We start from the raw sequence: 14,209 nt of genomic DNA, 5'->3' as shown, positions 1-14,209 counted from the left end.
GAGAGGCTTTGTCCCTAGTACGAGAGGACCGGGATGAACGTACCTCTGGTGGAGCTGTTGTCGCGCCAGCGGCAGTGCAGCATAGCTATGTACGGACGGGATAACCGCTGAAGGCATCTAAGCGGGAAACCCCCCTTAAAACGAGACCTCCCTTGAGGGCCGTGGAAGACGACCACGTCGATAGGCCGGGGGTGCAAGCGCGGCGACGCGTTGAGCCGACCGGTACTAATCGCCCGATTGGCTTGATCGCTCTCGTGATCCGTGTCCGGACTGGTTCGGCAGCCGAAAAGGCTGGCGAAGCCAGAGACACACGAAACAAGAAGACCCGCAGCGATGAGGCTGCATGCTTGCCGAACACAGCACTCGCCGTCGCAGCACCCTGCGACGCCCAGTGCCAAACAAATTGCGATGCGCCGGTCTGGTGGCCTGAGCGGCGTGCCCAGAACCCGATCCCATCTCGAACTCGGCCGTTAAACACGCCAGCGCCTATGGTACTGTGTCTCAAGACACGGGAGAGTCGGTCGCCGCCAGACCCGCCCATCGCAATACACACACCTTCCCTCGACACGAACACCGATCCGGCCCCGGACACGGCGTACGCTCACACAGAGCCCGCGCCGGATCTCATCGGTCGCTCCGCTCCCGTGCAAGTTCTCTGAGCCACGTCACCTTCGGTGATGGGCGTTCGATCGGCCGCACGGCCATCCCGATCAGCCGAGAGATCGTGCGCAACCGCGAAGGCGGTTCCCCGCGTCGCGCGAGGGCTGACTGATCCCGGACATCTGCCTGCTCCGAGCCTTTCCCGACCGGTCGTGCCGAACGCCTCGGCCACTCGTCGTTCGCCCGGCACCGACGACCGCGCTGTGCCGAAGGCACGGCCTTGAGGGCTGTACAGCAAACCTCTATTATAATGCTGCTGTACTATGCCTCCGGTCAGTGTGGAATCGAGCATCGCATGCCGTGCCATCCGGACACGCGCTCACGGTCGGTCCCCGGTGATAGGGCTGGATCGCCGTCCCTCAGGCCTGATGGCGGACCAGAGTGTCCGCCTGCCGCGTCCGGCCCCGACAAGATCCATCTGCGTCGTCCGCACTCAGGGGATCTCAATGCGGCGGCCGATCGGGATCCGGCGTTCGACGCGGACCGTTTCCGGGCAGCCCTCGTGAAGTTGCTGCCCGACCTGAAGCGATTCGCGGGGTCGATGGCGAAGACGGCCGATCAGGCTGAGGACTTGGTTCAAGAGACGCTGCTCAGGGCTTGGATACGTCAGGATCGCTTTCGTCCTCGTAGCAATCTTCGAGCCTGGACATTCACCATCATGCGGAGCAGCTTCTCGCCCTCCAAGCGTGAGACAGCGGATCCGACGGATGTCGGCAACGCTGCACCCGACAGGCGACGCATCGATCCTGACCGGTGAAACCGCGGAGCGTTTTCGCAGGACGAATGGCGACGGCCACGTCCTCTGACGAGGAGGTGCTGGATGTGGCGACGCCGATCATCGACGCGCGCGCTCTGCTGCGTGCGTCGAGATATGAACTGCTCTTCGTCAGATCGAGTGCTTCGCGCTCCCCGGTCGAGTTCAGGGCGGTCGAGCGCCACCGTCGAGAACTCACGAGAATGCCTGCCGTTCGCGGATCCTCGGTTTCCCGTCAGGAGTGGAGGTCGAAGTGATGGGCGTTGGCGCCGTGATCTGAAACCCCGATCAGGCCGACGTCTCCTTGGACGCCACTGTCCGCCGGTGCGTGGCTCGGTCCGGCCGGTGAGCCGGGTTTGCTGTCGGACGCGAATTCGATGGTGCCGTTCGGGCCGATGCTGGCTGCCGGTCTCGGACCGTGACTGCCCCCGCTCGTCGGGGGACTCGGCTCGCCTGACGGTTCTTGATCGCGGCTCACGCCGGTCGAGCCTCCCGATCCCTGGCGCGAGAGCGATTGGTCTGACGCCACCGGGGTGCCGACGTTCGCGGCCGCAACGGCAGTGCCGTGACCTGTGTGGTGCGGGCCCGCGTCGAGGTTCGCGGGATTGGGATCCGCCTCGACCGCTCGATCCTGCGTGCCGCTCGGCGAGATGCCTGCGTTCGCACCGGTTGCCGGGTTGGAGCCGTCCGAGTTCCGCAGATGCGGTTCGGTCTCTCGGGCGTGATCCGCAGCCTCGCCGCTGCGGCCGGGCCCGTCGGCGGTCTGTGTATGGCCTGGATCGTCCGCTCTCACCCCCGCCAGCGCGCTGGCCGAAGGAGCGATTGGGTCCGCGTTGGAAGCCGCGCTGTGAACGGCGGGACCCTGTGCGTGCGGTCCATCGTCTTGGAGGTGCCCGGGCGGCTCGCCGCTTCGATCGTCCTGCCCGTGGCCTGGATCGGCAGCGCGCGCCTGCGTGCCGGCTGACGGCGGACCTGGGTCCGCGTCGGTGGCCGAGCCGTGACCGCGGCTATCCTGTGCGGGTGGTACCGTATCGTGAAGATGTCCCGGCGCCTCGGCGCTCCGGCCAGGTGAAGCACCGGCCCGCGCGTGACCGGGATCAGCAACATCCGCCTGCGTCTGCGCGCTCGCGGATGGTTGGACCGGATCCGTGTCGGCGGCCGAGCCGTGATGGCCGGCATCCCGGGCGTGCGGCGCCGTGTCTTGGACATGTTCCGGCGCCACCCCGCTCCGAACCGGTCCCTCGCCAGCCTGCCTGTGATCCGGTTCGGCGGCTCTGGCCTCGATCTGCAGGTTGGCTGCCGGTGCTGAGGGGGTGGGATCGGTGGCCGCCGTGCCGTGGCTGCCGGCATCCTGTGCGTGCCCTGCCGGGCCCTGGATAGATCCCGGTGCCTCGGCGCTCCGGCCGGGGCTTTCGCCGGCCGGAGCGTGCGCAGCCACCGCGCCGCTCGCCTGCACGGTGGCTGAGGGCGGCGCTGATTGCGTGCCGGTGTCCGTGCCCTGACCGTCATTGTCCTGGGCGTGCGGCGCCGAGCCCCGGAGGTGGCCCGGCGCGGCGGCACTCCGGCCGGGACCTTCGCCGGCCCGCGTCGAGCCTGGATCGGCAGTGCTTGTCTGAGCCTGCGCCAGACCCGGCGGTTCATCCGGACCCGCGCCGCCGGCCGCGTCCAGTGGAACGGCCGCCGCGTCCTTGTGATGGCCTGGCGCATCGGCGCTCCGGCCAGGCCCGTCGCCATCTTGACCGCGGCCCTGATCGGTGACCTCCCCCCGGACCTGCGCGAGGCCCGCTGTTGGACGCGGGCTCGGATCGGATGCTGCACTGGGGTCGCCGGCCGCGCCGTGCAACTCCCGTTCGGATGCACCTGCGCCGATGCCTGAAGCATCCGCATGCGCGACCGCGTCGTGCCGTCCCCTTGCCTCCGGCGACACGCCCATTCGCAGACCGTTGTCCGGGCTACCGGAGCGCTCCTCGACCGGGAGCTGCGCGTGTCTCAACTCGGGCTGTGCGGCGGCATTGAGCCCATTGACCGGGGCTGGCGGAGCTTCGGATGCCGCGTGACCGGTCGTCGGGGTCACGCTCTGGGCCAGCGATGGCGCCTCACCGGTCGCGCTCGACGACGGGGCTCCCTGTTCCCGTGCCGCGGCGTCCCCCGATGGCGCGGCGCCACCGTCCGATCTGGAATCCGGAGAGGACGATGAACCCGCTGCGAGGGCTGCGCTGGCCTCGGCGCCGCGCGCGAGCGGCTGAAATCCGGATTCCGCGCCTGCCCGGGTCGGCCCATGGCCGAGGGCCGGGTCTCTGAGGCCGATGAGCCCGAAATCGGCGGCGTCAGATCGGGCGGAAGCGACCGCAGCCGACTCGGCCGTTACGAGACCGGCCGCGCCGCTCGCGGGACCTTCGTGGCGGCCGGTGCCGAGCGGTCCTTCCGACTGGACGGGGCTCGCCGCTCCACCCGTCGTCGGCGACAGGCTGCCCTGGTCACCCGGGACGGCGCTGCTGGCGCCCCGCGCGCCGAGGTATGATGTCGCCTCGATACCCTGTGCGGGGTGGTCGACGAGGGCATCCGCCGCGAAGACCATGGCCGAGAACACGATCAGCCCGACCTGCTTACGGTGGCCGTCGCGCTCATCGGCATCGCCCGTGTCGCGCGCTTCGGACGGCCCGTGCTGTTGCGCGTGGCCCGCGTGAGGGGGCTGCGCCGCGCTCTCGGTCGATCGTTCCCCGTCATCCGCGCGGGCGTCGTCGGGCGACAGGCTCAGGGCCGCAGCCGCGACGAGAGCCGCGAGCAGCGCCGCCGGGTGAACCGAGAGCTTCGTCCCGCGGGCATCCTGCGGGATCGGGAGAAGCTCGGGATAGCGTCGGGCGATCTCGTTGATGAGGGCGCGGAAATCGCTGCCTCGCATCGGGCTGTCCAAGACATCGGACGCGATGACGTAGCTGCCGTCGATCCTGGCGAAATGCATGACGGCGTCGCCATCCGGCCGGCAGAAGACGAACCAGGGGTCCGCCTCGTCGCTCAGGCCCTGCTCGCTGCCGATCTGCAGGCCGGCTCGGATCAGGGCGGCCTCGACGCGGTAGAATTCCGCGAGCTCCTGCTGCGACCAGCCGCCCTGGCACGTCGTTGCGGGTCGGAAGAACGAGATGACCGCGCCCATCGGGACCTCACGTCCGCACAGTGACTGAGAAGCGGATTCTATCGTTCATGGAAACTGCGTCCCAGAGCATCGAAGAAGGGCGCCACCAGATAGTCGAGCGCCGTGCGCTCGCCGGCCGAGACGACGACCTCGGCGGGCAGGCCCGCCAGGAGGCGTGGTCGTACCTCGTCCGGGAGTTGATGGTCGTCGATCTCCACGGTGCCGGCGAAATAGGCCTGCTTGGTGCCGTCGTCGATCAGGCGGTCGCGGGAGACCATCGTCAACGTCCCGAAGATCGCCGACATGCGGCGCGTCTGAAAAGCCGGAAACTTCACCTCGGCCCGCATGCCGGCATGAACCGCCTCGAGATCGTTCGGCGCGAACTGCACGCTGATCACGAGCCTGTCGTTCGTCGGAACGATCTCCATCAGCGGCTCGCCCGAGCGGACCACCTGGCCGATCGTGTAGACCTTCAATCCCTGGATGACGCCCTGGTGCGACGCCCGGACCTCGTGCCGACGGAGGACATCCCGGGCCACGATGAGCTTCTCGCGCAGTTCAGCGATCTTCTGGCGCGTGTCGAGGAGCTGCGCGGTCAGCGATTCCTGCAGCTTCTGCTTGAGCTGCGCGGTCTGCATCCCCGCCTCGTTGATGCCGTTCCGCGCCTTGGCGGTCTCCGCCACGGACCGTCCGATCACGCCTCGGAGGCGCGCGTGCTCGCGCTCCATCATCAGAACGCGCGAGAGCGGGATGAGGTTCTTCTCCTGGAGGCCGCGCAGGCCCTCCAGCTCCTGCTGGATCAGGGCGACCTGCTGCTCGCCCGAGGCCTTCTCGACCGCCAGCCCGGAAATCTCCGTCTTCAGCTGCGTGACCCGCGCCTCGATGAGGCCGAGCTGCGCCTGGAAGGACGCGCGGCGCTCCGACAGCTGGCTGGCCTGGTCGTCGATCAGGCCGGCGACGGCCGGCTCGGCGCGCCGCTCCGCGATCTCCGGCGGCAGGAGCAGATCCTGCGCCTGGCCCTGCTCCGCGCGGAGGCGCGCTTCGAGGATCAGGGCCCCGTCGAGTTGGCCGCGGAGCAGATCGTTGCTGGCTCGCGATTGCACGGGATCGATGCGTAGCAGGACGTCGCCCGCGCGAACCGCCTGGCCGTCCCGGACCAGCACCTCCTGGACGATGCCGCCTTCGAGGTGCTGCACCACTTTGCGGCTGCCTTCCGCGACCACCACCCCGGGACTGATGACCGCCCGGTCGAGGCGCGCGACCGCGGCCCAGGTGCCGACAACCCCGAACGTCGCGACGATGAGCGCGTAGCCGGCGACGGCGTACGCGCGCCAAGTCGTCAGGTCGGCCGGCCCCGACCGGTCCCGATCGGACCTTCTTCGCACGGGGGACGGGCTCGGGATCGCGGCGCGCGTGACGGTCATCGCTTATCCCGCGCTCCGCTGTTCGTCGGAGCCACGGCGGGTCTGGGATGCCGCGGGGCCGACGGGCGGCACCAGGGTCGGGACAGGCCGCTGGCCGGTGACGTGAGCGAGGACCTGCTCGGGCGTGCCGGAGAGCTGTACGCGGCCCTCGCTCATGAGCAGGATACGGTCGGCCTCCTCCAGCAGGCTCACCTTGTGGGTCACCAGCACCACCGTCGTCCCGAATCGCTTCAGGTCCGCGACGGCGCGCATCAGCGCCGCCTCGCCGGGCTGGTCGAGACTCGCATTGGGCTCGTCGAGCACGACCAGGCTCGGCTCGCCGTAGAGCGCGCGGGCCAGAGCGATGCGCTGCCGCTGACCGCCTGACAGCCCGTGTCCCCCCCGACCGATGACCGTATTGTAGCCCTCCGGAAGCGACTGGATCAGCGCGTGACAGCCAGCCCGTTGGGCAACCTCGATGACGCGCGCGTCGTCCCGGTCGGCGAAGCGCGCGATGTTCTGCGCGACGGTCCCGTCGAACAGCTCGACGTCCTGAGGCAGATAACCGACATGCTGCCCGAGCAGGGCCCTGTCCCAGTGGTTCAGGTCGGCCCCGTCGATGCGCACCGTGCCTTCCAGCAAGGGCCAGACCCCGGTGAGCGCGCGAACGAGCGTCGATTTGCCGGCGGCACTCGGGCCGATGATCCCCACGACGCTGCCGGGCTCGAGCCGGACGCTCACAGCCTTGAGGATGGGGCGCGTCGCGCCGGGGGCCGCCACCGAGATGTCTTCGGCCTCGATCAGGCCGCGCGGCCGCGGCAGGACGAGGCGGCGCGTCTCCGAGCCGGCGACCGCCACGAGATCGGCCAATCGCCGATAGCTGGCCCGCGCCGCCGTGAAGCCCTTCCAGTTGCCGACGACCGCCTCGATCGGCGCGAGGGTGCGGCCGATGATGATGGACGCGGCGATCATCGACCCGGCCGAGATCTCGCGGTGAATCGCCAGATACGCGCCGATGCCCAGCACCAGGGTCTGCAGCAGCATGCGGACGAACTTCGTGGCCGCGACGATCAGGCCCGCGCGATCGCTGGCCCGCGCCTGGAGGAGCAGGACGTCGTCGTGGCGGCGCCCCCAGAGCCCGCGCATGGACGCGACCATGCCCATGGCCTGCAGCACCTCCCCATTCCGAAAGACCGTGGCGGCGCTCTGCCCCGCTTCGCGCGAGGCCTGACTGGCGGCGTCGAGCGTCCGACGGGTGGCGACCTCGTTGAGCAGCGTGAGGCCGAGGATCGTACCGCCGCCCACCAGCGCCATCCAGCCGAACCAGGGATGGAGGATGAAGCAGGCGAGCAGGAATATCGGTATCCAGGGCAGATCGCAGAACGCCAGCATGCCGGCGCCGGTCAGAAACTCCCGCAGGACGTCCACGTCGCGCAGCGCCGTATCGTGCTGCGCGCCGGGCCTGAGCAAGGTGCCGCGATGGGCGGCATCGAAGATCGGCGTGGCGATTTTCTGATCGAACACCACACCGCCGCGCACCAGGAGGCGGGCGCGCAGCATCTCCAGCATCGCGTAGACGGCCAGGCCGAACGCCGCGATCAGCGTGATCCCCGCCAGGGTCGTCTCACTCCGGCTAGGGATCACGCGGTCGTAGATCTGGAGCATGTAGAGCGGGCTGACGAACAGCAGCAGATTGATGAAGAGCCCGAACACCACGGCGGTCGCCAGGACCGGCCGGAGCGAGCGCAGGCCGATGGTCAATGCCGATTGCAGCGAAGGATCGCCCATTCTGCCCTCTTCCTGCGATCGATCGGCACGATCGGTGATACCCGATGGCTCAGATTCCCGTGCTGCTCGCGTCAGTGACCCTCGGGCGCTCAGATCCGCGAGCGGCAATCGTACGTGCGATTCTCGACTTTCATGGGCCGCTATCCAGAGACATGCACCGGTAGTGGGGCATCCGGCACCATTCTCCAAATCGTTCCTTACAGGATGATAGCGCTATTCAGGTAGTTGCCAAGCAACGGGATCCGTTCGGGGAGGACGCGGGGACGACGGGTGCCGCCGCGCATCTGGACAGCGCGGCTCCGTCCCAGCTATATGGTGTTTGCTGTATAAGCGCCGCGCCGCGTGGCTTCGGTCGGCAGGAAGGTGAAACCCCGTGTATGCCCATCAGCAACGCCTGGACTCCGAGGAGGTGCTGGAGCTGCGTCGGGAGGGGGGACGGTATCTGAAGGAACTGCGGGAGGCGCGCGGCCTGTCGCAACGACAGCTCGCAGCTCTTGTCGGTGCGGATTACTACACCTTCATCTCGCAGCTGGAGACCGGGCGCGGTCGTATTCCTCCGGATCGGTACCGCGCGTGGGCCGAGGCGCTGGCGATCGAGCCGAGAGCGTTCGTCCGGAACGTGATGCGCTTCTACGACCCGATCACCCACGAGATCCTGTTCGGCGATCGGAGCGCGGAGCCTGAGGGCAACGAGGCGTAGGCCGTCGACGCTCTCAGGGCCCGGATCGTTCGGATGCGCGAGGCGCGCGGGACGGCTCCAGCCTGGAGACGACCGCCCGCGCAGCTCAGGAGGTGGAGTGATCCGCACCGTCCACCGTCTGTGATCCGAGGGGCGAGGGGTCGTCAGACGTCACGTCGGCGGCCGATACGGGCGCGCCGATCGCCGCCATCAGCATTCGCAATCCCTCGATCCACGTATCGGCCTCGGTCCGCGAGATGCACCCGCTGCGGCGAAAGATTTTGCCGGACTCCAGCTTGACAACAACGTCGAAGTGGCCGTCCGGCCTGTCCGTGATCCAGTATTCGACATTCTGAGGCATCGACGCTGCCCAATAGATCCTCACCTGGCTGGCAACAGCCGCCCCGCCCACGCAGCTCGCAGTCTGACGGCGAACGCGCGCCTCTCGCCGACGTGACTCGTTCACCTCGATCCGTTGTTCCTCGCTCGGCCTCAGACCACGTCGGGGTTCACCTGCGCGCGCGATGATCTTCGGCTCCTTCTCGGTTCAACATGTCCGCCCCCCAGGGACGGAAGCGTGGCCCAACGCGTAGGCCGCGGAGAACGATCCGCCGCTTGCGGGGTTAGATGTTCACTGTACAGTCAGGTGGCGGGTCCTATCTGGAGGGGTGGACGCTCGATGACGCGCGTGGTCGGGCCACTCCCGCCGGATGGCCCGCTGCAGATCGCTGGTTCGTCAGGCGGGGTTCACGGCGGCCCGAGATCGGTTCGTGCGGCGAGCGCTTTGAGAGGACGTGAGTTGACGGACACGCTGGTTGCTCAAGACGGCCGAGTCGATCGGCCGAGCCGACAGGACCCTCCGGAACCCGCGATTCTGCCCACCGGTGTGCGGGATCATCTCGGCCTGCAGCTGCGCGCCGCCTACGAGGCCGTGACACGGGCACAGACACCGCCGCGTCTGCTGGACCTCGTCGCGCGGCTCGATGCAGCGCTGGAGGGGCCGCGCCAGGACGATGCCACCGCGTTTCGCGAGGGCCTGACCGAAACGCTGCCCGGCCTGCGCGCCTTCGCCCTCTCGCTCGTCGGCGATGCCTCGCGCGCCGACGATCTGGTCCAAGAGACTGTGCTCCGAGCCTGGGCGCGCCAGGACCTATTCATCCCAGGTTCGAACCTGAAGGCGTGGCTCTGCACCATCCTGCGCAACCAGTTCTACACCGAGTGCCGCAAGCGAAAGCGCGAGATCGAGGACGTGAACGGTGCCGCCGCGGCGCAGCTCACGGCGCCCGCAGCCCAGGAGCACGGGTCCGATCTGCAGATCGTCTGGTCCCATATCGGCAAGCTGCCGGAACTGCAGCGTGAGGCCCTGCTCCTCGTGGGGGCCCAAGGCCTGACCTACGAGGCTGCCGCGGAGGTGATGGGCTGTCAGACCGGGACCGTGAAGAGCCGGGTGAGCCGCGCCCGGGCCTTGCTCGTCGCGCATCTCGCCTGAGACGGGTATCCTGACCGAGGGCGGATTTTCCACGCTCGACGGCCCCTGCATGGTTGAGACAGGTGCCCATCCGCGCTCCGCCTTGGGGCGAGTCCCGACGGGCGACGACCTGGGAACGGTCCCCCGCCGTCCTGGCCGGTGTCGAACCTCGACGGCTCGACCATCCTTGTCGGACGGATAGCCCGGGCAGAGAGACGAGGTCGGGCGCGCGACACGCTCGAAGGCCGGGGAAAGGCCAGGCGCAGGCCGGCAAAGCTGTCTCGGCCCCTATCGCGACCGCGAAACCGCCGCGGGACGCCCTCCCCCATCGCGCTTCAAGTCGCACGAGCGTGTCGCGAGCAGCGACTGCACCACGCGGCCGCCATCGTCGATGGACAACGCCGCGGTTCAGCCCGCGCTTCGGGAAGGTTCGGGCCCGTCCCGGTCGCTGCCGCCGCAGCAGGCCGCTCGTCCCGGTCCGAGCCAGAGATCATCCCCGGGCACCTCGACGGACGCTCCGCCTCCACGCGCTGCCCGTGTCGCAGGAAGGTCGGCCGTGGCGTCACCGACCATTGGGCAGCGCCGCGTCTGGCATCCTCGCCGCGGAGGCTCTCGGCGCGGTCTCCGGGCCGCCGCGGAACAGGTCGCCCTTAACAAACTCACCCATCCCCGTACGAATCCGGGTCGCCGCTGGACTCACTTTGCAGAATCGGTCCACATGAACAGTCACGTTGGCAGAATCGGGCGGGGACCGATGACCGCAGAGGAACGGCTGGCTGAGCTGAAGGCTGCGGACACGCGCCGTCAGACACGTCGCAGGGAGGCTCTGAAGCAGAAGGGCATGACCCAGCAGAACGTGTGGCTGAAGCCGTCGGTCAAGGCCGTCATCGACCAGGCGATCCAGAACGGTCGGTTCAGGAGCCGTACCGAGGCGATCGAGTGGGCGCTCGCGTCTGCCTTCGAGGAGAAGTCGGCATGATGTAACGGGCAAAGCAGAAGGCCCCGAGGCGGGAACCTCGAGGCCTTTGGACCTGACATACCCTGGGATGGGGCGCGACAGGCGATTCGCACCCCCTTTATGCCCCCTCCCCCAGGCCGTCGTCAAGAACACCCTTCGGGGTGAACGGTCCCGCTTTGCCTCCTGAGAGGAGGCGGACGAGGTGGAGACAGTTCATTCCGGTGGCCGGCCGCTCACGCGCGCCGCGCTCGCCGGCCGGAGACGTGCGCTCGAAGACGGGCGGACGGTCTCGCGCAGGGAGCTCTCGGCCGCGGGCCGGGACGCGGCCAAGGCCCTGAACCTGCGCCCTGCCCTGCGTTCGATCCTCTCGGCGCTCTGCGCCGTGTGGGGTGAGCAGGATTGGGAACGCCTGGTGGTGTGGCCCTCGAACGAGCACCTGTGCGGGATGACCGGGCTGTCGGAGCGCGCGCTCCGCTACGGCCTGCGCGACCTCGTGGCCCTGGAGGTCATCACACCTCGGGACAGCGCGAACGGCAAGCGTTTCGCCATCCGCGGGCCGGGCGGCGCCGTCATCGACGCGTACGGTTTCGACCTGACTCCCATCGTCGCCCGGAAGGGAGAATGGGCGACCGCGATCATGGATGCCACCGCGAGGGACGCTCAGCGAAGCCGCGCGTTCGATCTCCTGACCGTTCGTCGCCGCGCGGTGTCGGAGGCCCTTGCTGCCCTGCGCGCCCGCTTCCCGGCGACGGATGCTGCCGATCTGCTCGCGGCGCAGGAGGCCCTCGAGCGCAGCACGCCGAGGAGACGCGCTTCCGGCATGGGCCCTGACGTCGTCCTCGACGCTTGGGGAGAACTGCAAGTCATGGCGGAGGAGCGGTTCTATCAAGCCGCCTCTGCCGGCAATTCCGGCCGTCACATAGAACAAGACACCGGATCTCCTACCGATCCTTGTGCAAAGGCTCCCGAGAAGGAGCCTGAGCCGACCCGTAGGCTCGAACCGTCACTCGTCGCGGCTGCTTGCCCTGTCGCTGCCGAATTCGGCGTCACCCTCAGAACGGAAGCGGATGTCATCGAGATCGGCCGGCTGATGCGGGGCGGGATCGGCGCGCATCCGTCGGCCTGGAGCGAGGCTTGCCAAGCCCTCGGCCCGTTCCGGGCCTCGGTGCTCGTGCTGATCGTCGCGCAGCTCCACGACGACGACGTGCGCCGGGGTGAGATCCGCATCAAGAACCCAGGCGGCTACTTCAGACAGCTCGTCCGCCTGTGTTCCGAAGGTCGCTACGGGCTCGAAGCCGAGCTCATGGCGATGCGCAGGAGGAAGATGACGTGACCTCGGGCGAACGTCACCCGCCCCGGACCGCCAAGCCCTGCAGATGCGCCACGCCGCGGCAGCGAATCCGGGCATCCGGATCCTGACCGATGTAGGTAGCCTCCGGATCCCGGAACTCACGCTACGCTTGCGCGGCCGTTGAAAATGGGAGGCTTGCGGTGAAGGTGTTTCAGATCCGGCACGAGGTGACGGGCGCCATCCTCTGGACGGGCTCGGCGCCTGACCCGCTCGCTGCCCTCGACGCCATGGCGCACGAGGCGGGGTATTACGATCATTCCGACATCCCCGACCATCTCCGGGCCGGTGGACTCGCCATCGAGGAGATCCGGGTCTAGCGCGCCGACAACCACGCGAAGAGTCCGATCCCTTACCGGCCCCAGGCACGCTGCGGTCATCGAGGCGCCGGGCAGGCGCCCTCGCTTCACGGAAGACCGCCGCGGTGACGTATCGGTGAGCGATACCGGATTGGTCAGGCGCCTGCAGTGCCGTTCCGCCAGGAAGCCGGGCAGGTTCCGCGGCACCCGGCACTCTCGGTGCGAGGGGTTCGGCGCGTGATCGCCCCGAACCCGGTCCCCATCGGACTGGTTTGCGTGGGACGCAATCGGGGTCCGCTGCGTTACTGCGGCGACGAAGTGTGGAGATTTAGGATGGCAGACGCCGTCGCGTCGCAACGCGCTGTGCTGATTGTCGAGGACAATCCCGTGCAGCTCATGGATGCGGCTGCAGCCCTTCGCGACGCGGGATACGAAGTCGCGGAGGCCGCCACTGTCGAAGCCGCCCAGGCTCATCTGGCGGCCCGTCCCGAACTTGTGGCCATGGTCGCGGACGTGGACTTGGCAGGCGAGCCCTTGAGTGGCTTCACCCTGGCCAAAGCCGTCGCGGCGCGCTGGCCCGAACTGGCGATCCTGATCGTGTCGGGTGTGGCTTGGCCGGCCGAGGAGCAGATGCCGATGGGCGCTCGCTACCTGCGCAAACCGTTCACACCGGAGGGGCTGGCCGGCGCGCTGGGGGCTGTGCTGGCGGCGCGGGGCGTAGGGTCCGGGCCGCATTGACGGTGGCCAGCCCAGCGTGCGCCGGCGCGGGAGAGATGCGCCGTCGACGACGGGCCGCATCACGGCGAGGTTCAGGTCCCGCTGTCGCCGGCGCTGGCGTCGTCGCTAGCGTCGAGCAGCCAGTCCGGTATCCCGGGAAGCACTTCCCCGGCGACCTCACCGGCGGTCTTCAGGGCCCGCTCCACTTTCGCTTCCGAGTACTCGCCGCGGACCTCGGCGAACAGCTCACGCGCCAGACGGTCCAGCTCCTCGTCCGAGAGCGTCTGGTCCGGCTCGTCCCTCATGCGTGCCCCCCCAGCTTCGGCCGTCCTGCGCCACCGATCCCGTCACGGGGCGGGGGAGCGTCTGGTGTCACCACCCGTGAGCCGATACGCAACGCGGCCCGCCATCACGGTGCCTGGGCCCGGTTAGGGGATCGTCACCGGCGGGGAACCGAAGATGTCCCAGGCTGACGCTGACGCCGCCGATCCTTCCGTCGCGGTGATCGGCCACCCGCCTCAGTCCACGCCGCAGGCGAGGAGATCGCGCCTGCGCTGCTCGGACGTCTCTCGGGCCTCGTCCTGCCAGCTGGCCTCTGGCGGGTCTCGGTCGGCCTTCACCGGTCGCTCGCCAGGCAGGTACAGACTGCGGGGATCACCGGGCAACGCGCCCGTCGTCTCGGGGTCCCGGTCGCAATCCCGAGCCGGCTGATCGGCCAGGGCGAGCGCGGGACCCGCGCACACGACGACGGCCACGGCGAACGCGAGCAACTTTCTCATGGGGGTCCCGATGGGCCAGGCCCGGCGCATGTACCGCGTCGCCGGTAGGGCCGGAGGGCTTAACGGCGGTTCGCGATGGTCGCCACACCCGTGTCGGCACGGCAGACATGCGTGACCGTCGCCGCAGATCGATCGGCGCCCGGGGACGATTTCCGCGTCGCTGGCACCGAGCCGCGGCGGCCAGGGCGCGGTATCCGGACTGCCGCGTGCCCGTCACTCCGCT

The 14,209-nt window shown here is 68.9% G+C and carries 13 protein-coding genes and 2 rRNA genes; 9 read left to right on the top strand and 6 right to left on the bottom strand.

Going from position 1 to position 14,209, the window contains the following annotated elements; genetic code table 11:
- The 3 genes from BMY19_RS28140 to BMY19_RS31720 all read left to right on the top strand — a co-directional run.
- Nucleotides 1-250 (top strand): 23S ribosomal RNA (locus BMY19_RS28140); the annotation flags it as partial.
- A gap of 167 nt (nt 251-417) precedes the next feature.
- Nucleotides 418-533 (top strand): 5S ribosomal RNA (rrf, locus tag BMY19_RS28135).
- A 377-nt stretch (nt 534-910) separates the two neighbouring features.
- Nucleotides 911-1,417, top strand: a complete 507-nt coding sequence (locus tag BMY19_RS31720; protein ID WP_100253670.1) for a sigma factor — start codon at nt 911-913, stop codon at nt 1,415-1,417.
- 232 nt (nt 1,418-1,649) lie between these two features.
- On the opposite strand, the gene BMY19_RS28125 is transcribed toward BMY19_RS31720, so the two are convergent.
- The 3 genes from BMY19_RS28125 to BMY19_RS28115 are packed head-to-tail and all read right to left on the bottom strand — an operon-like array spanning nt 1,650 to nt 7,738.
- Nucleotides 1,650-4,568, bottom strand: coding sequence for a hypothetical protein (locus tag BMY19_RS28125; protein WP_100253669.1), 2,919 nt, complete (start codon nt 4,566-4,568; stop codon nt 1,650-1,652).
- A 38-nt stretch (nt 4,569-4,606) separates the two neighbouring features.
- On the bottom strand, nt 4,607-5,971 hold the full coding sequence (locus BMY19_RS28120; RefSeq protein ID WP_100253668.1) for an HlyD family type I secretion periplasmic adaptor subunit: 1,365 nt from the start codon (nt 5,969-5,971) through the stop codon (nt 4,607-4,609).
- Between the two features lie 3 nt (nt 5,972-5,974).
- Nucleotides 5,975-7,738, bottom strand: coding sequence for a type I secretion system permease/ATPase (locus tag BMY19_RS28115; RefSeq protein WP_100253667.1), 1,764 nt, complete (start codon nt 7,736-7,738; stop codon nt 5,975-5,977).
- A 373-nt stretch (nt 7,739-8,111) separates the two neighbouring features.
- On the opposite strand from BMY19_RS28115, the gene BMY19_RS28110 reads away from it, so the two are divergent.
- Nucleotides 8,112-8,438 carry a helix-turn-helix domain-containing protein gene (locus BMY19_RS28110; protein ID WP_020095904.1) on the top strand — a complete coding sequence of 109 codons (327 nt, stop codon included), beginning with the start codon at nt 8,112-8,114 and terminating at the stop codon, nt 8,436-8,438.
- A gap of 85 nt (nt 8,439-8,523) precedes the next feature.
- Here the strand turns inward: BMY19_RS28110 and BMY19_RS28105 are convergent, their stop codons facing one another.
- Entirely contained in the window at nt 8,524-8,778 is a 255-nt protein-coding gene (locus tag BMY19_RS28105; RefSeq protein WP_091981261.1) for a hypothetical protein, read from the bottom strand.
- Between the two features lie 438 nt (nt 8,779-9,216).
- Here BMY19_RS28105 and BMY19_RS28100 point away from each other — a divergent pair, with 438 nt between their 5' ends.
- From BMY19_RS28100 to BMY19_RS28085, 5 genes are all read left to right on the top strand, one after another.
- The gene (locus BMY19_RS28100; RefSeq protein WP_244535048.1) at nt 9,217-9,906 is read left to right on the top strand and encodes a sigma-70 family RNA polymerase sigma factor; all 690 of its coding nucleotides are present in this window, start codon (nt 9,217-9,219) and stop codon (nt 9,904-9,906) included.
- A gap of 733 nt (nt 9,907-10,639) precedes the next feature.
- Complete coding sequence (locus tag BMY19_RS28095) at nt 10,640-10,864, top strand: hypothetical protein (protein WP_020095907.1); 225 nt, start codon at nt 10,640-10,642, stop codon at nt 10,862-10,864.
- A gap of 181 nt (nt 10,865-11,045) precedes the next feature.
- The gene (gene repC, locus BMY19_RS28090; RefSeq protein WP_100253666.1) at nt 11,046-12,176 is read left to right on the top strand and encodes a replication initiation protein RepC; all 1,131 of its coding nucleotides are present in this window, start codon (nt 11,046-11,048) and stop codon (nt 12,174-12,176) included.
- 158 nt (nt 12,177-12,334) lie between these two features.
- On the top strand, nt 12,335-12,511 hold the full coding sequence (locus tag BMY19_RS31060) for a hypothetical protein (protein WP_020095909.1): 177 nt from the start codon (nt 12,335-12,337) through the stop codon (nt 12,509-12,511).
- 312 nt (nt 12,512-12,823) lie between these two features.
- Nucleotides 12,824-13,228, top strand: a complete 405-nt coding sequence (locus BMY19_RS28085) for a response regulator (protein ID WP_100253665.1) — start codon at nt 12,824-12,826, stop codon at nt 13,226-13,228.
- 71 nt (nt 13,229-13,299) lie between these two features.
- Here BMY19_RS28085 and BMY19_RS28080 read toward each other — a convergent pair whose 3' ends face one another.
- Both BMY19_RS28080 and BMY19_RS28075 read right to left on the bottom strand, forming a co-directional pair.
- Nucleotides 13,300-13,512 (bottom strand): hypothetical protein, encoded by a 213-nt coding sequence (locus BMY19_RS28080; protein ID WP_100253664.1) that lies wholly within the window; start codon nt 13,510-13,512, stop codon nt 13,300-13,302.
- Nucleotides 13,513-13,725: 213 nt separating this feature from the next.
- Nucleotides 13,726-13,986, bottom strand: a complete 261-nt coding sequence (locus BMY19_RS28075; RefSeq protein WP_026605355.1) for a hypothetical protein — start codon at nt 13,984-13,986, stop codon at nt 13,726-13,728.
- Between the last annotated feature and the right edge of the window lie 223 nt (nt 13,987-14,209).

The organism is Methylobacterium sp. UNC300MFChir4.1 (assembly GCF_900110155.1).
Lineage (GTDB): Bacteria > Pseudomonadota > Alphaproteobacteria > Rhizobiales > Beijerinckiaceae > Methylobacterium.
The sequence above is the reverse complement of the archived record's forward strand: the minus strand, read 5'-3'. Positions and strand labels throughout refer to the sequence as shown.